The sequence below is a fragment of the Candidatus Paracaedibacteraceae bacterium genome (genome assembly GCA_019636055.1).
Lineage (GTDB): Bacteria > Pseudomonadota > Alphaproteobacteria > Paracaedibacterales > Paracaedibacteraceae > Paracaedibacter.
The window spans coordinates 457,276-478,210 of the sequence record JAHBYH010000001.1; the positions used below are offsets into that span (position 1 = coordinate 457,276).

Consider the following 20,935-nt stretch of genomic DNA (forward strand, 5'->3'; position numbering starts at 1 on the left):
TTTCTATTGCTCAAAGGACATATTTAGACCAAGAGAACGAAGCTCCTTGACCAAAACGTTGAATGATTCAGGAATACCAGCTTCCATGTTATCATCGCCACGAACGATCGCTTCGTAAACCTTAGTACGGCCAGATACGTCGTCTGACTTCACGGTCAACATTTCTTGCAAGGTATAGGCGGCACCATAAGCTTCCAAAGCCCAAACTTCCATTTCACCAAAACGTTGTCCACCAAACTGCGCCTTACCACCCAACGGTTGTTGTGTGACCAAGCTGTACGGCCCGATAGAACGAGCGTGAATCTTGTCATCAACCAAGTGGTGCAACTTAAGCATATAGATGTAACCAACAGTTGTTGGACGATCAAAACGCTCACCGGTACGACCATCAACAAGGTACTGCTGACCATTGCTTGGAATACCACTCGTATTCAGGGCACTGACGATATCATCTTCAGAAGCACCGTCGAACACTGGTGTTGCAATTGGAACACCTTTCTTCAGGTGGCGGCCAAGTTCTAGAACTTGTTCATCAGACATGGTATCGATATCTTTTGTATCCAGCTTATCTGTATAGACTTTCTTTAGCTCAGCCTTAAGATCAGCAACCTTACCTGCATTTTGTTGAATTTTTTCAACAGCAGAGGCAATTTGCTTACTAAGGCCAGCGGCAGCTGCACCCATGTGCGTTTCCAAAATCTGACCAACGTTCATACGTGACGGAAGACCAAGCGGGTTCAAAATGATATCAAGAACGGTGCCATCTTCCAAGTGAGGCATATCTTCAAGCGGTACGATACGGGAAACAACACCCTTGTTACCGTGACGGCCAGCCATCTTGTCACCCGGTTGAATCTTACGCTTAACAGCGATAAAGACCTTGACCATCTTCAGAACACCTGGTGAAAGTTCATCACCCGCGCGGAGTTTCTCAACTTTGCCTTCGAACCATTCTTGAAGTTTAGCAAATCCTTCATCCAAGTGACGCTTCATGGCTTCAACTTTGGACATCACATCATCGTTATCAACAGTTAGTTGCTTCCATTGATGCTGAGGAATTTCTGTTAAGATAGCTTCGTTAACCACAACACCTGTTTTGATCCCTTTAGGGGCAGATGTCAGTTTATGACCAGCAAGCATTTCTTCAAGGTTTTTATAGAAGTTGCGTTCCAAAATTGCTTTTTCAGCATCACGGTCTTTTGCCAGACGTTCAATTTCTTGGCGTTCAATCGTCAGTGCACGTTCGTCTTTATCAACACCACGACGTGAGAACACGCGAACGTCAACGATGGTACCAGAAATTCCAGGTGGAACACGCAAAGACGTATCACGAACATCAGACGCTTTTTCACCAAAGATCGCACGAAGCAATTTTTCTTCCGGTGTCATCGGGGACTCACCCTTTGGTGTCACTTTACCAACAAGAATGTCGCCCGCTTTGACTTCAGCTCCGATATAGATAATACCAGCTTCGTCAAGGTTACGAAGTGCTTCTTCACCCACGTTTGGAATATCGCGTGTGATTTCTTCGTTCCCCAATTTGGTATCACGAGACATTACTTCGAATTCTTCGATGTGGATAGATGTAAAGACGTCATCCTGAGCAATCCGTTCGGACAAGATAATAGAGTCTTCGAAGTTATACCCTTGCCAAGACATAAATCCAACAAGAACGTTGCGACCCAAAGCGAGTTCACCAAGTTCGGTTGCAGGGCCATCCGCAATCACGTCACCTTTTTTAACCAAGTCACCCTTTTGAACAAGTGGCTTTTGGTTAATACAAGTGCTCATGTTTGAGCGTTGGAATTTATGCAAGTTGTAAATATCAACACCAACAGAATCATCGCCTTCTTGACGATCTGTTGCACGAACAACAACACGGCGGCCATCAACACTGTCAACGATACCTGTGCGACGCGCAAGAACACACGCACCAGAGTCTTGTGCAACGGTTGCTTCCATACCTGTACCAACAAGTGGCGCTTCACTACGCAACAATGGAACTGCCTGACGTTGCATGTTTGATCCCATCAATGCACGGTTCGCGTCGTCGTTTTCCAAGAACGGAATCAAAGAAGCCGCAACAGAAACCAACTGCTTAGGTGAAACGTCACATAATGTAATATCATCCTTAGGCAAAATAACGAATTCACCCTGCTGACGGCAGGTAACCAAATCGTCAACAATGCTACCGTCTTTTGCCAAAGCAATATTCGCCTGCGCAATAATATGCTTAGATTCTTCCATAGCTGTTAGGTACACAATTTCATTGGTAACTTTACCATCTTTAACCTTACGATACGGACTTTCAATAAAGCCGTACTGGTTAACACGGGCGTATGTTGCAAGTGAGTTAATCAAACCAATGTTTTGTCCTTCAGGTGTTTCAATCGGGCAAATACGACCATAGTGAGTTGGGTGAACGTCTCGGACTTCGAATCCAGCACGATCACGGGTCAAACCACCAGGCCCCAAGGCTGACAAACGACGCTTGTGTGTAATTTCAGACAATGGGTTTGTTTGATCCATAAATTGAGACAATTGAGATGACCCAAAGAACTCACGAACAACCGCCGCTGCCGGCTTCGCATTAATGAGATCATGCGGCATAACTGTGTCGATTTCGACAGAGCTCATGCGTTCTTTGATTGCACGTTCCATACGGCTAAGGCCAACACGGTATTGGTTTTCCAACAATTCACCAACAGCACGAACACGGCGGTTACCTAAGTTATCGATATCATCAACTTCACCGCGACCATCTTTAAGTTCCAAAAGCATCTTAAGGATCGCAACAATGTCTTCTTTACGGATTGTACGAATGGTATCTGGACACTTCACATCAATACGGGAGTTCATCTTGACACGACCAACAGCGGACAGATCATATTTATCTGCTTCGAAGAACAGGCCGCTGAATAAGGATTCTGCACCTTCCAAGGTCGGTGGTTCACCCGGACGCATAACGCGATAAATTTCGAACAATGCTTCTTCACGATTGTTAATTTTATCTGCGTTCAAAGAGTTAACCAAATAAGCACCAACATTCACGTGATCGATTGAGAGAACCGGAATTTCTTTAAGATTTGCATTTGTTTCCAAAGCTGCAATTGTCTTAAGTGTTAGCTCGTCCCCTGCTTCTGCATAAATTTCACCGGTTGTTTCATTGATGAATTCTTTTGCCAGATATAAACCTTCAAGATTTTCAGTGGCGACAAGAATATCTTTTAAACCATCAGCAGCAAGTTTCTTTGCCATGCGAGGCGTAATCTTTGTACCGGCTTCGGCAACAACAGCTCCTGTGGCAGCATCAACCAAATCAGATGTTAACTTAACACCGCGCCAATTTTCTGCAACATACGCTGTCTTCCAGCCTTTTTTGTGTTTTGTATACGTGACTGTTGCATAGAAGGAGTTCAAAATTTCTTCGCGTGACATCCCTGTAATTTGGCTTGCAGGCAATGCTTCACCTTTTTCACCTGCTTTTGCACGCAAGACAGCTGTTTCAGCCGAATCAAGCGCCATCAAGAATGCAGTAATCGGAAGTTTGCGTCGGCGGTCAATACGAACATGAACCAAGTCTTTTGGATCAAATTCAAAGTCCAACCATGAACCACGATATGGCACAACACGAGCAGCAAACAAATACTTACCGGAAGAATGACTTTTACCTTTGTCATGATCAAAAAACACGCCAGGACTACGGTGCATTTGAGACACGATAACACGCTCAACACCATTGATGATGAACGTTCCATTGTCTGTCATAAGAGGCATATCCCCCATATAGACTTCTTGTTCTTTGATGTCGCGAATTGATTTTGCACCCGTATCTTCGTCGATATCCCAAACGACTAAGCGTAGAGTCAATTTCAGAGGGGCAGCAAAAGTCAAACCACGCTGACGGCATTCTTCTTCGTCATACTTAGGCTTGTCAAAGTCGTACTTAAAATATTCCAATTGTGATTTACCTGAGAAATCGGTGATTGGAAACGTTGATTTAAATACTTCATGAAGACCAATATCTTCACGCTTATTATAAGTCGTGGATTGTTGCAAAAATTTGTCATAGGATGACTTTTGCAATTCAATCAGGTTTGGCATTTTGGCTTCGTCGGAGATACGACCAAAGTTTTTACGAAATCTCTTCATTCCGGTAAAAGATCTTACCATTGATTCCCTCTTTAACAAGTCTATTAAAAATTAGTTGTCTTTTGTTTCATGTCATTTAGTAAACTCAGTTGCCCTTGATACAGTTAATTTGTAGCAACGTCAAATGAATAAACTATAGAAACGACCAAACAACTCTTTGATGAAGATCTGCTCTTCATTAAAGAGTTGTTCGAAGGTTGAGAGGAGTTTCCCCCTCTCACTGCATTCAGCAAACGCTTATTTAACGTCAACTTTTGCACCAGCTTCTTCAAGCTGCTTTTTAAGCTTGTCAGCTTCGTCCTTGCTAACGCCTGTTTTAACTGGCTTTGGAGCAGCTTCAACAAGGTCCTTAGCTTCTTTAAGACCAAGACCTGTAACTTCGCGAACAACTTTAATTACGTTGATCTTGTTTGCACCAGCATCAGCCAATACAACGTCGAATTCTGTCTTAGCTTCTGCAGCTTCAGCAGCCATACCAGCAACTGCAGCAACCGCTACAGGAGCTGCAGCTGTTACGCCCCAGTGTTCCTCAAGCTTTTTGGACAATTCAGCAGCTTCCAAAACTGTTAGTTTGGACAACTCTTCTACGATTTTATCTAGATTAGCAGACATTTATATCTCCTTCTGTCTTTTATCTTTTATCAAGGTTATTGATTGCTGCCACGGGCATTCAATACGCGTGCCACGCGGGTAGCAGGTTCTTTCGCCAATAGGGCAATACGGGTTGCTGGGGTATTAATAACAGCAAGAATCTTGGAGCGTAGCTCGTCAAGAGATGGCAATTTAGCCAATGCGTCAACACCTTTTGCATCCAGAACTTGTCCATCCAGGTAGCCACCAACAAGTTTCAAGCGATCGTTTTTATTTGCGAACTTCGCTGCAACTTTTGCCGGAGCAATTGCATCATCGGTAGAAAACGCCAACGCTGTTGGGCCTTCTAACAAAGATGACATCCCTTCTAGAGGTGTTCCTTGTACTGCAATCTTAGCGAGAGTGTTTTTCAAAACCTTGAACTCTGTACCAGCACCACGCATTTGACGACGTAGATCAGACACCTCGGATACTGTCAACCCTGTTTGATGGGTTACGACAACACACTTGGCGTTCATCAACTTTTCGCGCATTTGCGATACTAGCTGTTCTTTTTCTGAACGGTTCATGTTTTACACTCCTAACAGTTTATATTCCCTAGTTTCCCAGAGTTTATACCGGTTTTATCCGGTTATCTGTCCCAGAAGGAGTCAAATCCCTCTGTCTCTTACAGGCGGTTTCCCATTATCCCGAATGGGACCTATAGTCTTGGACAGCTGCAAAGGTTTCCCTTTGCATCTATCTACAGGGAGAAATTAATCTCCCTCCAGAATTATTCAGCAACATCAAATTTGACAGCTGGACCCATGGTAGAGCTTAGGCTCATGGACTTAACATAAGTCCCTTTAACGCCTGTTGGCTTTGCCTTAATCACAGCATCAACATATGATTTTACGTTTTCTAAAATAGCCTTTTCAGTAAAGCTCGCTTTACCTACACCAGCATGAACGATACCGGCCTTTTCTGTACGGTACTCAACTTGACCACCTTTTACAGATTTAACAGCTTCGGCAACATCCATTGTAACTGTTCCAAGCTTTGGGTTTGGCATCAAACCACGTGGACCCAAAATCTTACCAACGCGACCGACAAGCCCCATCATATCAGGAGTTGCGATGCAGCGATCAAATGGCATATCTCCAGCTTGGATTTTTTCCATCAAATCTTCTGCTCCAACGATGTCAGCACCAGCTTTCAAAGCTTCTTCGGCCTTCGGTCCCTTTGCAAATACTGCAACGCGGTATGTTTTACCGGTTCCGTTTGGCAATTGAACAACACCGCGAAGGTTTTGGTCAGCTTTGCGTGGATCAACGTTCAAGTTAATTGCAACTTCGATAGTCTCATCAAACTTTGCTGTTGCCCGTTCCTTAATTGTCTTTACCGCTTCTTCGAGAGAGTAAACTTTGGTTTTATCCAAGTTTTGAACGGCATTTTTTAGTCTTTTACCTACTTTTGCCATGTTCTTACTCCACTACTTCTAAGCCCATTGATCTTGCAGAACCTGCAATCATCAATGCTGCGGCATCAATATCATTCGCATTTAAGTCTTTCATTTTTACTTCTGCGATTTCACGGACCTGAGCCATTGTTACTTTTCCAACTGTTCCACGACCCGGGGTTTGTGAGCCCTTTGGAAGCTTAGCAGCTTTCTTAAGCAAGTAAGACGCAGGAGGTGTCTTCATCGCAAAAGAGAATGTCTTGTCAGCATAAACTGTGATGATGACCGGAATCGGCATACCAGGTTCCATGCTTTGGCTTTCTGCGTTGAATGCCTTACAAAATTCCATAATGTTTAGACCACGTTGACCCAAAGCCGGACCAATGGGTGGAGATGGGTTTGCTTTACCCGCGGGTACTTGCAACTTAATGTACCCTGTAATTTTCTTTGCCATAACTAACCTCAGTTATATTCTTGTTTATCCTGAGTCTGTGGTGCGATAGAGGCTCTATCTCCCACACACTACAAAACCCGCACGGGGCGGGTAAATCCAACTATTGCTTTTCGACCTGGTTAAATTCCAGTTCGACGGGGGTTGGACGCCCAAAAATCATGACAGACACCTTGAGGCGGGCCTTTTCGTTATCCACTTCCTCAACCACCCCACTAAAGGATGAAAAGGGTCCATCGCAAACCTTAATTTGCTCACCAATCTCAAAATCAACAGCATGACGTGGACGCTCTGCTGAATCTTGAACCTGCTTCATAATACGATTAACTTCAGCTTCGGAAATCGGCATCGGTTTCCCCTTTGCCCCAAGAAATCCTGATACTTTTGGTGTATTGCGCACAAGATGCCAAGATTCATCATTCAAATCAATCTTAGCTAACACATATCCTGGAAAATAATTTTTTTCGACAGAAACCTTTGCTCCACGACGAATTTCAACAACTTCTTCAGACGGCACAAGAATATCACCAAAATAGTCTTGCAAGCCTTTCTTCTCTGCTTGCTCACGCAATGTTTGAGCAACCTTCTTTTCAAAGCCAGAATAAACGTTTACAACATACCAACGAAGAGCCATTATCTATCCTCTAGACACTGCATTACGCAATCATCAAAAAAACCGTTATCCGGTGATACCGATCAAAAAATTAACAACGCGATAAGCGATTGAGTCAATAACAGCAAAATAAATCGCAGCAATCACCGCAAAAATAAAGACAAACAATGTTGTCAGTTTTGTTTCATTCCAGGATGGCCAAGTTACACGTTTTGCTTCTTGCTTAACTTCTGGAAAAAACTCTCTAGTTTGTTGAACAAAACTTTTATCTGTACTCATGTCTGACACTCAAACCTTGTATCGCAATAACATAAAAAAAATGGCAGGAGTGGAGGGTCTCGAACCCCCAACCTTCGGTTTTGGAGACCGACGCTCTAGCCAATTGAGCTACACTCCTGCACGTCTATAGACAATCTATATTCTTAGAATATATAGCGCATATTTCACGCCCTGTCCACAGAAAAAAAAGCGGCAACGGACGAATCCGCCACCGCACGATCACAAAAATTATTTTACGATCTTAGAAACAACACCGGCACCAACTGTGCGGCCACCTTCACGAATCGCGAAACGTAGACCTTCGTCCATCGCGATCGGGGCAATGAGCTCAACGTCCATGCGAATGTTGTCACCAGGCATAACCATTTCAACGCCTGCTGGCAATTGAACTGTTCCAGTTACGTCGGTTGTACGGAAATAGAATTGTGGGCGATAGTTCGTAAAGAACGGAGTATGGCGACCACCTTCTTCTTTTGTCAAGATGTATGCTTCGGCTTCGAAGTTTGTGTGTGGTGTAATTGTACCAGGCGCTGCCAAAACTTGACCGCGTTCAACATCTTCACGCTTTGTACCACGCAATAGAACACCAACGTTATCACCAGCTTCACCTTGATCCAATAGCTTACGGAACATTTCAACACCTGTACAGGTTGTCTTAACTGTGTCCTTCAGACCAACGATTTCGATTTCCTCACCAACCTTAACAACACCGCGTTCTACACGACCTGTCACAACGGTACCACGACCGGAAATTGAGAATACGTCTTCGATTGGCATCAAGAACGGACGATCTTTTGGACGTTCAGGTTGCGGAATGTAACGATCGACTTCTGCCATCAATTTAAGAATCGCATCGCGACCGATTTCTGGTTGCTTGTCTTCCAAGGCGCATAGAGCTGAACCACGAACAACAGGAATGTCATCACCCGGAAAATCATAAGAAGAGAGCAATTCACGAACTTCAAGCTCAACAAGATCAAGAAGCTCAGCATCATCAACCATGTCAACTTTGTTCATAAAGACAACAAGAGCAGGAACACCAACCTGACGTGCCAAAAGGATGTGTTCACGTGTTTGTGGCATCGGGCCATCAGCAGAAGAAACAACCAAGATTGCTCCGTCCATCTGTGCCGCACCGGTGATCATGTTCTTAACATAGTCAGCGTGTCCTGGGCAGTCAACGTGGGCATAGTGGCGGTTTGTTGTTTCGTATTCAACGTGCGCGGTAGAAATTGTAATACCGCGAGCGCGCTCTTCAGGAGCCTTGTCGATTTGATCGTACGCTGTGAATGTTGCTCCGCCTGTTTCTGCGAGAACTTTTGTGATTGCCGCTGTCAATGAGGTTTTACCATGATCAACGTGACCAATGGTTCCGATATTGCAGTGCGGCTTATTTCTTTCGAACTTTGCCTTTGTCATAACTTATACACCCTGTGATGAACTTGCTCATTAAAAAAATTGGAGCGGGTGAAGGGAATCGAACCCTCATAACCAGCTTGGAAGGCTGGGGCTTTACCACTAAGCTACACCCGCATAACTAGTTGAACTTTACCACTACTGATTTATGAAATCAACCAGGATGGTGGAGGGAGTAGGATTCGAACCTACGTAGACATACGTCGGCAGATTTACAGTCTGCTGCCTTTGACCGCTCGGCCATCCCTCCCGGTTCATACTTTCAATTATGTACTGGATTTACCCCTGTGATGTCAACACAGTTTTTTGAATTTAACGATTTTTTTAATCTACCAATTTTGTAACCGGTACGACTCTGTAGAAAAATTCATCCGCCCCTAATACGAGTGGCTCAATCGTACGAATAAGTTCACGCGTTTTATCCAAGTCATTATCCCCGGCATCAACACAAGGATGGGTACACAACGCTTTTTGATAGGCCCGTATCTGCTGGATCTCAGCATTAAGTTCTGAGTTTAAGCCAAATTCCGACTCCAAATCATCAGCCTGACAATCCAACAATTCCTGGTTAAACACGTACAAGACATGATATTGACCTTCTTGATCTTTCAACAAATAAGATCCAATTGAATCAAGAAGGTAGTATTCATTGATATCATATTCATCCAGAACTCGCTCTAGAAAATCAGCAAATTCTGGATACTTCAATGCTTGACCATACAAACTATGCCCAATAACGTGCATAAATACAGAAGATTCTCGCTCAAAGTATTGATGAGCCCCAAGTTCGAGTACTTCCTCTATACGATCATAAATCTCTGGGTCATGTTTTTTGACATAACTATTAATTTCGCCACGATTAAAGGCCTTAACAGCCAAACTTTCATCCGCAATCCCCGTCAGGAGTATTTTGTGCAAATTTGGTGAGCGAATTTTGCGCAACAACGTCAAACCATCCATATCAGGCATATCATAATCTGTAATGACAATAGAAACCCGTTCGTGTCGATTCTCATTGGAAATCTCACGATAAATTTCGTGCAAATTTGCTGAAAGAGCAGTCTCTTCGTCCTGAACCATCCATGGCTCAAACAAAGGTTGGTCCTGATTATTATTAATCCACTCCAAAGCATCCGTTGCAGCAGAAAAAGTCTGAACGCGGTACCCAAGGTCAGCGATTTGTTTACTCAAGACATCCAAAATCACCTGATCATCATCAACCAGAATGATTTGAGTTTTATATTTCATTGGGATTACTTTGGTCATCAGCGTTTCCTCACGACTTAACTATTGGAAAGTAAAGCATAAATTCAGTATATTCATTCATAACAGACTTACAGGTAATTTTTCCACCCAAATCTAACATAACGCGACGACAAAAAGCTAAGCCTAACCCCGTTCCATACTTTCGCTTACTATAAAAACGATTAAATAAGTAAGGTAATTCTTCAGACGGAACCCCTTTGGCCGTATCTTTAAAATGAATAATATTATACTTTTTAGTCTGGGTTACCCACACATAAATTTCACCTTTACGAGCAGCTTTTATAAAATAAAGCGCGTTCTTAATAAGATTGTAAAAGACATGCCTTATCAAATCAGGATCCCCATAAAACTCAAAATCCGAAAAGTCAGCAATATTTATTTTATCGGATTCTTGAGCAGACAACGGATACGTCTCAAAAGATTGACGAAGAATAGTTTGTATTAACAAAAGAGAGCCTTCACCCGGGGGTGTCACTTTCAAATTTGCCAACAACATATCAATAACAACCAAGGCATTATTGGTCGTTGCCATCAACCGATTCGGGCAATCGTTCACAGCATTTATATCTTCCTTAGTTAATTCAGGTTGCTGCAGCTTACTGCGCAACCACCCTGCCTCAAGGTTGATAACAGCTAAGGGCGTACGCATTTCATGAGCCACTGTTGCAGCTAAACCCCGCAAAGACGTGAGCTTTTCGTGCACAATTATACCCTTTTTATAAGAAAACAAACTCCCAATGACAACAGTCGCGAGCAACGTCATAAAAAAATCAAATAAAGTTATTTCCCCTAATTCAACAACAAATGACGGATATAGAAGGAAATAAATCAGATAGGCAAAAACACTCCCACTGATCAGAACAGCCAATGCAACGCCAGCATCAAAAAGTAAAAACACAAAAAATACGGCTGATATGAGATTCATCAACCACACAGCCGAAGCATGGTTAACCAGTGTCATAAAAGAAAAAAAGAACGGTAAACAGTATATGACTGTACCTAACCAATAAATCGATAGCACCTTGGTCTCAGGCCGAAAAAAGAACTTTGAAAATACAAGACCCAAACATAAAACTGTTGCCAATAATCGCATAGCAATATCAAGTTCAGCACCCTGATAACTCAAAGTAGGATTCCAAGCAACCCAGTAAAGGGGATAGTTCACAGCCATAACAATCCCGAAGAACCGCATCATAGGCTGCGAAATATCCACACTAAATAGTTTCTCTTTTAGGCGTATAAGCCAAAATTTATCCATTTGCTCTTTCTATCAACGCTGAGAGAGATCTCCACATCTTTAGTTGATGATAGGTGATAAAGTTAAAGGATTCCCTAACAAGATCGGAATTCTTTTCCCAAATCTCATTCAAATACCCTTCTGTTGTCTCAAAATGTTGCGCTTTTAAATGAACATTAAAAAAGATCAATCCTTTGCGTGATGTTCCAAATGACTCAGCTAAAACAGCCAAAGAACCATAGTCAACATTATCCAATCGTTCATAGGCAGAAAATGCCGCAAAACCATGTTCTGCAGAATGGCTGGCCAACCAACGCAAATGACCCTTGTTAAAGTCTTGAATCTCTGGCACGTAGGTTTTGCCCTCGACATATTCATCGGTCAAATCAACATCATGGCTTTTAGCAAACTCAATATACATTTGTTCATGAGAAGCAGCACCTCCGTTAAACTCCTCAGCAATATTATCAATAACGATCCTTTTGACTTCGCGGTTTTCGGCATGATTTCCCAAATACCACAAAAACTCATGAAAGTGTCCACGCGCATGATAAAAAATTCGAACAAATTTTTCAATCTGGGCTTTCGTCCATTTTGATGTAATTTCAGGATTAAAAATTGCGATCTTTTTTATTTCATCCCCATAAGCTGCTTCCCATTCAGCCATAAAGTCCACAACACCCCCGTATTGCATTTGCCTTGCTAACATTATATCCCTCTTTATGTTATAAGTTATTATTTCGCTGTTAATATAAACACTCTAACTGTAATTTTAAATCTTTATCTTATGCGTTATTTCATGTAAGACTGACAGAAAACCTTTTCCACATTAAAATCAATGACTAACGATCTCAAAAAAAATATCCTTGATATGTGGACGGCTCTTGAAGTTCTCTCACCTCAAGCGTTTTTACGCCCGGAAGACCTTGCTCTAGGAGACAAAAAACAAGCCCTTCAGATAACAAAAGAAGCTCTACCATGGGAGCCTCGCTATCAAAGCACAATCGATAATCATGCCCCTTTTTTTCAAGTGGTTCTTGGAACTATCAACCTTCCCCATGCCATGTCAGCTTTGCACAAAGTCTATACAGATTCAAATCCTGAACGTCGCCCAGTTCGCGGTCATGCCATCATAGCAACATTGACCCTCGATCAAACAGGACGTCTGATTGATGAAGATCCTATTTATATCTCTAGCTTTGCTTGGGCGCTTCCTATGGCCCTCAAAGGAAAACTTGATAAGCTAGGCGACTGGACAACAGTCGAAGCAGCCCTCAAAGCAAAAATCTATGCTGCCCTTGATAAAAATCAAGATCAAGATGAAACACCCCCAACAGAGCCCCACCAACTCTATGTAACGCACCAAGACATTCAAAATACATATGCGGTTTTACTTGAGTCACTCCGCCTGTCATCAGACATGACGCAAGCGCCTTATTTCACAGTTAAGTCCCTACAGTATGTGCGCCCACCACTGCCTAATGGCAAAACTTTTCAGCCAGATTCCCCTGAACCTCTTTTATTAAATTCATTCTATATGGATGATTTGCAGCTAGCAAAAGAACTCATAACAGATGAAAACCTCCCAAAATTGGCAGAGACATACCTTTCTCAGTCCCCCATAAAACAGAGGTGTCTCTTAAGCAGTCCAGCAGCTCTTGTGAACTCATTAGCTCCTACCTATATTCCCCCAGGCGCTTGGCCTCATCCGGGCGGACACACCTTAAACTTATTACAGCAAGCAGCTGTGAATATGGCCCTAGACTTGAAAGATAACCCCGGACTGTTATCAGTAAATGGCCCGCCGGGGACCGGCAAGACAACACTGTTAAGGGATATTATCGCAGCCATCATCACGGAACGTGCTCGTGTCATGTGTGATTTTGATACCCCAGCCGATGCCTTTATCGAGACGTCATTTGAGAAAACCGTAACAGGAACATCCTATAGCCCCTTTAAACTAGACCAACGGCTTAAAGGTTTTGAAATCCTCGTAACATCATCCAACAATAAAGCCGTTGAAAACATAACGGCAGAACTTCCCGCTAGAACAGCCATAGACACATTCAGCACAGCATCATACTTCAAATCATTTGCAGATACGACATTAGAAAAAGACACATGGGGATTGATAGCCATTCCTTTGGGCAATCGCAACAACCGTTATCAGTTTCGGCGCAATTTCTGGGCGGACAAAAAGACAGGATTTCGCAACTATCTCTATACCGTTCGTGGATTCCGTAAAAAGGGGGCCGATGTTACTGACCATTTTCCGGATGAGTCCTATCCCATTGGTAAAAAGAATGCCCAAGCAAAATGGGATAAAGCACGGCAAACTTTTCTAAAATCATTAGGTCAAGTCGATGAGGCGCTTCAAGAATTACAAACGCTATGTGAACTTGTTAATCAAGACCCTGTTCAACATGCCAAACAAATTGAACCTCTCTTAAAAAAATATTCCGGTCAACAGATAACGCTAGAGTACCTCAAGAACTCTCAGGAGAAAATCCACCTTACCACACCCTGGGTTGATAAGAGTTTAGCGCGCAAACGCACATGCGTTTTTGAGCATGCCATGGCCGTTCACAAAGCCTTTATCGATGCCGCACCGGAAGCTATGTTGAATAACATTGGCATTCTGTTCAGTGATTTCGGATCATCGTCCCTTGGCTCAGAAGCCGCTGACAAGCTCATCCCTGATTTGTGGTCAACCTTGTTCTTACTCATTCCGGTTATCTCAACGACCTTTGCCTCTTTGTCTCGTATGTTCCCTCGTATTGACTCTCCCTGCATCGGATGGTTACTTATTGATGAGGCAGGGCAATCTCTTCCACAAGCGGCTGTGGGTGCCTTAATGCGCAGCCATCGAGCCATCGTTGTAGGCGACCCCCTACAGATTGAACCCGTCATGCCTCTGCCTGACACATTGACCTCTGCCATCTGCAAACGCTTTAACGTGGACGATCAACAATATGCCCCTCCTTTTGCATCTGCTCAAAGTTTGGCTGACAAGATCTCGCCTATCGGGTCAACATTAGGGGAGTCAAAACGCAAAGTCGGACTTCCGCTATTAGTGCATCGACGCTGCAGCAACCCCATGTTCGATATATCCAACCGCGTGGCCTATGGCAACTTGATGGTACAGGCAAAAACGCCATCTGTATCACGACTTAAAACCATTATTGGTGAATCGCGTTGGATTCATGTTGAAAGTGAGTGGGATGAAAAATGGGCCCCCTTAGAAGGGGAAGTCGTTCTCAAAATTTTATATCATTTACGCCAAAATCACTGCGCACCCGACCTGTACGTCGTCACCCCATTTACTATGGTTCAAAACAAAATCCGAGAACGATTGCACACCAGTGGCATTTTAAATGGGTGGGTTGAAAACCCTCGGCGGTGGCTTTATGATCATGTAGGAACAGTTCATACAGTCCAAGGTCGCGAAGCAGAAGCCATCGTCTTTGTCTTGGGCGCCCAAGATCCAGAGCAAGCAAGAGCCCGCCTTTGGGCCGGGCAAAATCCCAACCTTGTTAACGTTGCTGTGACTCGCGCCAAAGAAGCACTCTATGTTGTCGGCAACCGTCATCTATGGAAAGAGTGTGGCTATTTCAAAGCACTTGATGAAGTAATGAGGTAACATATATTATGCAACCTCTGCCCCATTAGGCTTAAACTTCCGAGGTTTACGCACAGGCTTACCTTGGTCAAAGGTTGCAATTTCAGCAATCACACCATTTGGAAAATATTTGATCGTATCCCCTTGCAATTTATCATCTTTATATTTCTCATGGATAGCAACCGCTCCGGTATCAGGGAAATAGCTAAATGAATCTCCTTGCAACAAATCAACTTGATAAAATGATTTTTTAGTCATCGTCCCATTGGGGGCATAAACCTTCATATCTCCATGTTTCTTACCAGCCTTCATTTGAGTTGTTGCATTTACATCTTTACCATTCGGATAATAGATTGTTGTTGTACCATCTTGTAGGCCATCAACATAATTAGACTCCACAAAAATGGCGCCCTTTTTATACATTTTAGAAGAGCCTTCTAAAACCCCCATCTTGTAAGTTTGCTCTAATTCGATGTGCCCGTCACCATCATAAGCTTTATAAGGCCCATCAAGTTTAGCTGACTTAAAATTCATGTCTTTTTCAACTTTACCGTCGGGATAAAAAGTTTGGCAGGCTCCCTCGAGTTTTCCGTCCTTAAGGGTTGAGCGTTTAATAAGAAAGCCTTTTTTCTCGTCGTGTTTTTCTATTATACCATCTTTCGGTTTTGCTTCTGTCATAAAATATTCCTAATTATGATGCTTTGTGTTCCCCCTCAAGGAGAAAGGTGAAAATATATGAGGTCTAGTCGTTAGTTCCCCAGCAAATCTCAGAAATAAGTAATGCGGATGAATTTACGAACGAGGCTGCGTAAGCGTACATATAGTACGTGCGCAAAGCCGAAGTTTCGTAAAATTCGCCGTAGGACTATTTCTGAGATTTGCGCTTAGTTGATCTGAACCATACTCCCCTTAACCTGTGTCAACGTACTTGAACTACCGATCTTAACTTTACCATTTCCTGTGACTTCCATATCAGGACCACCGTCAAATTTACCTTTTGTTTGCCCCGTTAATTTAACTTCATTCCCGTCTCCTGTAAAATCACCCGTTGCATCAATTTTTGTATCTCCTGTCGATTGAAGCTTAATATCGCCATCAGCTGTCAATTTCATATCCCCGCCAGCCTTTAACTCTAGGTCATCATCTGTTGATATAGAAAGAGCACCTGTTACTTTAATAGTCAAAGCCCCTGAAACTGTTAATTCATAGTCTCCTGTAACCGTATGCGAAAAGTTAGCACTATTTTCATGAGATTCAGCTTCAACAACAGTAATATTACGCTTTCCAACAACATTTAATGTTTGGTCTCCCTGATCTAATTTAGTGGTCATACTCCCTTGAGTTAAGGTGATTTCCATATCCCCCTTAGTCAGAGTTATTGACTTATTGCCTTCATCCAACTGAGTAACCATATTTCCTTTAGTTATTTCAATTGTATTATCACCCTTCGTCATCTTAAGCGTATGGTCACCTTGTTTATCACCCTCTGCTTTAAGCTCAACAAGACGGCAACCCTTATTTAAAGTCAACGTGTCACTACCAATCCCTTTACCGGATTCTTTATCCTTTTTAGCAGTCTCGCCATGTAAAGTCACCGTACGATCACCCACCATAATGTCTGACGTATCATCGCCATCATTAATCTTAAGAGTTCGATTATCTTCAACAACCGTATTCATGTCTTTTTGGGCATGAATATAAATTTCCTCTTCGTCTTTCTTATCCTCGAACCGGAACTCATTATTACCGCCGCCACCTTTGGTTGTATTAGATAGGATCGTACTCTTTGTTGGCTCGTCTTTAGCATAAGGCGGCATATTATCACTATTATAGACGCAGCCCGTTACCAACGGGCGGTCTGGGTCTCCTTCAAGAAAGGTAACAACCACTTCCATACCAATTCGCGGTGTCCATAATCCCCCCCAACCACTGCCAGCCCAAAGTTGTGCAACGCGAATCCAGCAAGAGCTTTTTTCATCGTCACTGCCCTTTTGATCCCAGTGAAATTTAACTTTAATACGCCCATACTCATCACACCAAATTTCCTCACCTGACTTCCCTGTAACTCTGGCCGTCTGGGTTGAGGCAATCGTCGGTTTGGGCGTAATAATTGGCGCTCTAAAAGGAACATCTGCCGGAAATGCTTCAAATGTATTGGAGTAAAGACGCTCCTCCCCTGTTGCGAGTAAATTTATTTCATGGGTAACCTTATAAACAATATAGTCCTTATTCAAATCATCCCGAGGATGGTTTGTAACCGTAAATGTTTTCATCGGCGCTAATAACGGTGCGGAAGACTGCCCGGATATCATTTCTTTGCGCCACTCTAATTCTTGAATCCGATTTGTTGAGTAACCATCACCCGTTCCCCCGTCAGGATAATATCCGGGGAATCGATAAACCTCTAAGCCTTCACCTTCTCCTGAGGCATTGCTCAGCAATTTCGTCGACGCCGTCTCAAAGTTATAATCTGCTGTTTGAAATTTTTTACTGACGACTTGTTTAGCATAACGCAAAAATTGAATTTCATCATACCAAGGATCACGGTCACTAAAAGGCGTCATTGGCAATGCAGAATAAGCAGTCTCAGCTGTTGATGAATCATCACAAATAACCATTTCTTCACCACTGGCAGAATGGTCAAAGTAATAGGAAATACCTTCTGCCTCAAAGAGACGAGAAATGAAATCGAAATAACTTTCTCTGTACTGGACACAATATTCATATGGCGATTGCCCACAGGACGAGGTTTGATCTTTTTTCTTTGTAACCCCATATTGTCCCAAAAGATCATTAACAATATCCATAGCAGATTTTTCTTGAAAGATTTGATGATCTTGGCTGAATTTTAATACCCAAAATTTTGGGTATAACGTTGCATAGTACTTTGTTAATTCAACATTATTTCCCGCATTATCAATATCGACGGTAAAGCCTTGCGAGACCTCACCAACAATCCCTGCAAAATACCGCGTTTCTGAGCCATATTTGAATGCAACTTTAATTTCTTTACCAACAAGATCATCAAGAGCTAAATCAAGTTTTTTGGAGTGCATCTCGAGATGGATTTCAAACGGCATCGAAATGCCCTCAACACATCTTAACTTATCAATAATCAGCGTATCCGGACCTAATGGTGTCGTGACTGTTAAGTTAAGATCAGAGTGCTTGATATACATATTTCCCCCTATTGACCTCATTTATTTTCACTCGATACACACAAATACTCAATAAAAATATCGACAAATTATGTAAAAATGTGTGCCATTAGCGTCACACTTGATTTTAAAATAATTTTAGATAGATTGTTTTGATTGAGTCTGATAAACCAATAAAACTATTCTGTGATTGTGAAACGTTGAGGGAAAAAGTCCCCAACCTAATTTTTTAGGAGAGAGTAAAATGAAAAAATTTGCTTTAGCACTTATTGCAGCAACAGCAATTTCCGGTGCAAATGCTGAAATCGGAAGTGGTCTATATCTTGGTGCCAATGCTGCAATGGCATTCTTGTCAAGTGATGTAACCATCACAGATGGAACAAACACAAACAAAATCGACATGGGTCGTAACCGCGCTGGTGTTGGTATGTATCTCGGTTATGGGATTGCATCTGGCTGCATGTACTATGCCGGTGAAATGGGGTATCAATTTGAAAACTCAAGCTTCCGCTTTAACACAGCATCACCAGCTGTCAGTGGTAAGTTCAAAATTGACCATTCCTTCAACTTAGCCTTCCGCGTTGGCTACAAGTTTACTCCCGCAACAGTAGGATATATCCGCTTAGGCGCTGACTGGAACCGCATGAAATTGAGCGCGAATGTTGCTCGTCTATCCGACTCAAAATCACGCTTTAGCTTTGTTCCAGGTCTTGGTGTTGAAACATCAATCGCACGCAACTGGGTTGGTCGCATGGAATGGACCTATGACTTAGGTCGTACATTTAAGCGCGCAGTTCCTGCAAGCGTTACATTTGACGCAGACCGCGTTCACACACAATCTGTTCGTTTAGGTCTTGCATACAAGTTCTAATCTGAATCAGTTTCGAGAAAAACCTCCCGACTGGGAGGTTTTTTTATTCTGGAGCAGTCTCCTCATCATCATAATCAACTGGACATTCACCCTGACATTTATTTTTTTGACGTAGGCACCCTAATTCCTCGCTTAAACTATCACTTCTATCTTTACAAACAAAATAATGCGCCTGACATGTAACACAACATTCCAAAGGCTTATCAACAGGACAGACATTAACGATCGACACAGCAAAAATAAATGGTAGCATTTGCATACTCCTAGACTTAAGAAAACAAATATGTCAAAAATAAAAAAAGTCTATATAGATAACGGAAAAAATGATGACAACAAAAATATCAATTCTATACACAACAGTAACGTCATTAAACGTGGCTGAACCCATTGCAGCAAAATCAATTGAAGATAAACTAGCAACTTGTGTGAATATTATCCCGGGGTGTATGTCCATTTATGCCAAGGATGGCAAAATCATGAAGGGGACGGAATGTTATCTTATCTTTAAAACAACCACTGATAAAATAAACCTTTTAAAAGAGTGGTTGAAAGACAACCACCCCTATGATCTACCGGCCATTCTTGAATGGGACGCAACATCATCGCCTGAATTTGTAGAATACATTGAGTCAGCCGTCCGCAATTTCGGACCAAATTAAAAAATGCAGATGACTATCCTTTTCGTATTACTCCAGGTTTTATCACGAGCATCAGCAATTGAGCCTCCTCAACCACCACAGTCCCCAAGCCCCAAAATTTTATTTGAGTCACTCGTCATGGGCGATGATCAACAAACCGCTGACGGACGTCTGTGGTCTTTAATTTGCGGGACACTGGGTGATGCACGCGGAACATCATTTTCAACAAGCATGCTACCGGATTTTCCACCGCAATTTATTTCAACAGATTTGGCAATAAAGAGCCCATTCCCATTAGATTTTACCCCTTATATCGGCCGATATATTTGTTTTTATAAAATCACCGGTGATCAAAGCACTGGCTATTTTGCCATAACAACACACGGAAATAGTTTCTATAAGACCCCCTTATCAACAATGAGGTTTAGCGCTGAATTTAATGCATATCATTGGCCTGATACAGTTAAAAAGGTAAGTTTTTTCTATAACCTGCAGCACATCGGAACCCTTAAGAAAGATACCCCGAACATCGACGGTCGCCATAGCTTGAATGAGTCTTTTCCAAACCCGGAAAGCCATTATATTGATCCTGAGAGAATCACATTTACAATTCATTACGACGATAAAAGCAAATCTGAAGGGCACACATTAAACCCGGCAAATTGCACCCCTAGATTTAAACAGAATCTATCAGACGCAGGCCCATTAACACAAGTTCCCCACGCAATTCGCTTTATCCTTAATTTCAACCAATCATCCAACCTAAACGTTTCTTACCGCGGACATTTTGCTCTTAAACAATCGATAACAACCCCGTCTAGGTCCATTTTTGAATACGCACAACCAGACACTCCCGAAAATGATGAGGGCATACTAGACAGTTTACATACAACGACTGATCACACCTATGTTTTTGATACAGCTCAAGCACAAAAAAGTGACAATTACCCAACATACCTTGATTTAGCCCGAGATTATATGAAGCAAGCCTCAAGAAAATATAATATCCCCGTCCATATACCAACAGCCCTTAGGACATTAAGATCAAAAGGACTGATTCCGGCAAGCTCTTATCTTGGCCTCATTTTACTTGACCTACAAAAAGAGCTGAACCAACCCCCAGAAAATGTATACTATCCTGCGCCGTTAACTTGATTTTAACTTTTTAAACTATATGTATTATTGCGGAACCATAAATATGATGGA

General features: G+C 42.5%; 18 protein-coding genes and 3 tRNA genes. 4 read left to right on the forward strand and 17 right to left on the reverse strand.

Annotated features, from left to right (window positions below; all coding sequences use genetic code 11):
• Window positions 1–3 precede the first annotated feature (3 nt).
• From rpoB to KF820_02280, 14 genes are all read right to left on the reverse strand, one after another.
• Window positions 4–4,173 (reverse strand): DNA-directed RNA polymerase subunit beta, encoded by a 4,170-nt coding sequence (rpoB, locus tag KF820_02215; GenBank protein MBX3457165.1) that lies wholly within the window; start codon window positions 4,171–4,173, stop codon window positions 4–6.
• A 216-nt stretch (window positions 4,174–4,389) separates the two neighbouring features.
• Window positions 4,390–4,764 carry a 50S ribosomal protein L7/L12 gene (rplL, locus tag KF820_02220; protein MBX3457166.1) on the reverse strand — a complete coding sequence of 125 codons (375 nt, stop codon included), beginning with the start codon at window positions 4,762–4,764 and terminating at the stop codon, window positions 4,390–4,392.
• Between the two features lie 35 nt (window positions 4,765–4,799).
• Window positions 4,800–5,312: a 50S ribosomal protein L10 gene (rplJ, locus tag KF820_02225; GenBank protein ID MBX3457167.1), complete on the reverse strand. Its 513-nt coding sequence runs from the start codon at window positions 5,310–5,312 to the stop codon at window positions 4,800–4,802.
• Between the two features lie 203 nt (window positions 5,313–5,515).
• Window positions 5,516–6,202: a 50S ribosomal protein L1 gene (rplA, locus tag KF820_02230; GenBank protein ID MBX3457168.1), complete on the reverse strand. Its 687-nt coding sequence runs from the start codon at window positions 6,200–6,202 to the stop codon at window positions 5,516–5,518.
• 4 nt (window positions 6,203–6,206) lie between these two features.
• Complete coding sequence (gene rplK, locus KF820_02235; protein ID MBX3457169.1) at window positions 6,207–6,635, reverse strand: 50S ribosomal protein L11; 429 nt, start codon at window positions 6,633–6,635, stop codon at window positions 6,207–6,209.
• A 100-nt stretch (window positions 6,636–6,735) separates the two neighbouring features.
• On the reverse strand, window positions 6,736–7,266 hold the full coding sequence (gene nusG / locus KF820_02240; protein MBX3457170.1) for a transcription termination/antitermination protein NusG: 531 nt from the start codon (window positions 7,264–7,266) through the stop codon (window positions 6,736–6,738).
• Window positions 7,267–7,311: 45 nt separating this feature from the next.
• The gene (gene secE, locus KF820_02245; GenBank protein MBX3457171.1) at window positions 7,312–7,524 is read right to left on the reverse strand and encodes a preprotein translocase subunit SecE; all 213 of its coding nucleotides are present in this window, start codon (window positions 7,522–7,524) and stop codon (window positions 7,312–7,314) included.
• Between the two features lie 41 nt (window positions 7,525–7,565).
• Window positions 7,566–7,642, reverse strand: a tRNA-Trp gene (locus KF820_02250).
• A gap of 110 nt (window positions 7,643–7,752) precedes the next feature.
• Window positions 7,753–8,943 carry an elongation factor Tu gene (gene tuf / locus KF820_02255; protein ID MBX3457172.1) on the reverse strand — a complete coding sequence of 397 codons (1,191 nt, stop codon included), beginning with the start codon at window positions 8,941–8,943 and terminating at the stop codon, window positions 7,753–7,755.
• A 40-nt stretch (window positions 8,944–8,983) separates the two neighbouring features.
• Window positions 8,984–9,057, reverse strand: a tRNA-Gly gene (locus tag KF820_02260).
• 47 nt (window positions 9,058–9,104) lie between these two features.
• Window positions 9,105–9,190: transfer RNA gene (locus KF820_02265), tRNA-Tyr, on the reverse strand.
• 74 nt (window positions 9,191–9,264) lie between these two features.
• On the reverse strand, window positions 9,265–10,206 hold the full coding sequence (locus tag KF820_02270; GenBank protein MBX3457173.1) for a response regulator: 942 nt from the start codon (window positions 10,204–10,206) through the stop codon (window positions 9,265–9,267).
• Between the two features lie 10 nt (window positions 10,207–10,216).
• A complete protein-coding gene (locus KF820_02275; GenBank protein MBX3457174.1) occupies window positions 10,217–11,464 on the reverse strand; it encodes a sensor histidine kinase in 1,248 nt (415 codons plus the stop codon).
• Window positions 11,457–12,152, reverse strand: coding sequence for an iron-containing redox enzyme family protein (locus KF820_02280; GenBank protein ID MBX3457175.1), 696 nt, complete (start codon window positions 12,150–12,152; stop codon window positions 11,457–11,459). Before KF820_02280 ends, KF820_02275 begins: the two co-directional genes overlap by 8 nt.
• Window positions 12,153–12,281: 129 nt before the next feature.
• On the opposite strand from KF820_02280, the gene KF820_02285 reads away from it, so the two are divergent.
• Window positions 12,282–15,083: an ATP-binding protein gene (locus KF820_02285; protein MBX3457176.1), complete on the forward strand. Its 2,802-nt coding sequence runs from the start codon at window positions 12,282–12,284 to the stop codon at window positions 15,081–15,083.
• A gap of 6 nt (window positions 15,084–15,089) precedes the next feature.
• On the opposite strand, the gene KF820_02290 is transcribed toward KF820_02285, so the two are convergent.
• Both KF820_02290 and tssI read right to left on the reverse strand, forming a co-directional pair.
• The gene (locus tag KF820_02290) at window positions 15,090–15,740 is read right to left on the reverse strand and encodes a toxin-antitoxin system YwqK family antitoxin (GenBank protein MBX3457177.1); all 651 of its coding nucleotides are present in this window, start codon (window positions 15,738–15,740) and stop codon (window positions 15,090–15,092) included.
• A 206-nt stretch (window positions 15,741–15,946) separates the two neighbouring features.
• Window positions 15,947–18,241: a type VI secretion system tip protein VgrG gene (tssI, locus tag KF820_02295; protein MBX3457178.1), complete on the reverse strand. Its 2,295-nt coding sequence runs from the start codon at window positions 18,239–18,241 to the stop codon at window positions 15,947–15,949.
• Between the two features lie 223 nt (window positions 18,242–18,464).
• On the opposite strand from tssI, the gene KF820_02300 reads away from it, so the two are divergent.
• On the forward strand, window positions 18,465–19,091 hold the full coding sequence (locus KF820_02300; GenBank protein MBX3457179.1) for an outer membrane beta-barrel protein: 627 nt from the start codon (window positions 18,465–18,467) through the stop codon (window positions 19,089–19,091).
• Between the two features lie 43 nt (window positions 19,092–19,134).
• Here KF820_02300 and KF820_02305 read toward each other — a convergent pair whose 3' ends face one another.
• Window positions 19,135–19,344, reverse strand: coding sequence for a hypothetical protein (locus tag KF820_02305; GenBank protein MBX3457180.1), 210 nt, complete (start codon window positions 19,342–19,344; stop codon window positions 19,135–19,137).
• Window positions 19,345–19,417: 73 nt separating this feature from the next.
• On the opposite strand from KF820_02305, the gene KF820_02310 reads away from it, so the two are divergent.
• A complete protein-coding gene (locus tag KF820_02310; GenBank protein ID MBX3457181.1) occupies window positions 19,418–19,750 on the forward strand; it encodes a divalent-cation tolerance protein CutA in 333 nt (110 codons plus the stop codon).
• Between the two features lie 9 nt (window positions 19,751–19,759).
• Window positions 19,760–20,884, forward strand: coding sequence for a hypothetical protein (locus KF820_02315; GenBank protein ID MBX3457182.1), 1,125 nt, complete (start codon window positions 19,760–19,762; stop codon window positions 20,882–20,884).
• The last annotated feature ends 51 nt before the right edge of the window (window positions 20,885–20,935 follow it).

Coding starts and splice junctions, on each gene's coding strand:
- rplK (MBX3457169.1), bottom strand. CDS start 6,635: ATGGCAAAGAAAATTACAGGGTACATTAAGTTGCAAGTACCCGCGGGT.
- tssI (MBX3457178.1), bottom strand. CDS start 18,241: ATGTATATCAAGCACTCTGATCTTAACTTAACAGTCACGACACCATTA.
- rplA (MBX3457168.1), bottom strand. CDS start 6,202: ATGGCAAAAGTAGGTAAAAGACTAAAAAATGCCGTTCAAAACTTGGAT.
- KF820_02300 (MBX3457179.1), top strand. CDS start 18,465: ATGAAAAAATTTGCTTTAGCACTTATTGCAGCAACAGCAATTTCCGGT.
- KF820_02280 (MBX3457175.1), bottom strand. CDS start 12,152: ATGTTAGCAAGGCAAATGCAATACGGGGGTGTTGTGGACTTTATGGCT.
- KF820_02275 (MBX3457174.1), bottom strand. CDS start 11,464: ATGGATAAATTTTGGCTTATACGCCTAAAAGAGAAACTATTTAGTGTG.
- secE (MBX3457171.1), bottom strand. CDS start 7,524: ATGAGTACAGATAAAAGTTTTGTTCAACAAACTAGAGAGTTTTTTCCA.
- rplJ (MBX3457167.1), bottom strand. CDS start 5,312: ATGAACCGTTCAGAAAAAGAACAGCTAGTATCGCAAATGCGCGAAAAG.
- tuf (MBX3457172.1), bottom strand. CDS start 8,943: ATGACAAAGGCAAAGTTCGAAAGAAATAAGCCGCACTGCAATATCGGA.
- nusG (MBX3457170.1), bottom strand. CDS start 7,266: ATGGCTCTTCGTTGGTATGTTGTAAACGTTTATTCTGGCTTTGAAAAG.
- KF820_02310 (MBX3457181.1), top strand. CDS start 19,418: ATGACAACAAAAATATCAATTCTATACACAACAGTAACGTCATTAAAC.
- KF820_02270 (MBX3457173.1), bottom strand. CDS start 10,206: ATGACCAAAGTAATCCCAATGAAATATAAAACTCAAATCATTCTGGTT.
- KF820_02285 (MBX3457176.1), top strand. CDS start 12,282: ATGACTAACGATCTCAAAAAAAATATCCTTGATATGTGGACGGCTCTT.
- KF820_02305 (MBX3457180.1), bottom strand. CDS start 19,344: ATGCTACCATTTATTTTTGCTGTGTCGATCGTTAATGTCTGTCCTGTT.
- rpoB (MBX3457165.1), bottom strand. CDS start 4,173: ATGGTAAGATCTTTTACCGGAATGAAGAGATTTCGTAAAAACTTTGGT.
- rplL (MBX3457166.1), bottom strand. CDS start 4,764: ATGTCTGCTAATCTAGATAAAATCGTAGAAGAGTTGTCCAAACTAACA.
- KF820_02315 (MBX3457182.1), top strand. CDS start 19,760: ATGACTATCCTTTTCGTATTACTCCAGGTTTTATCACGAGCATCAGCA.
- KF820_02290 (MBX3457177.1), bottom strand. CDS start 15,740: ATGACAGAAGCAAAACCGAAAGATGGTATAATAGAAAAACACGACGAG.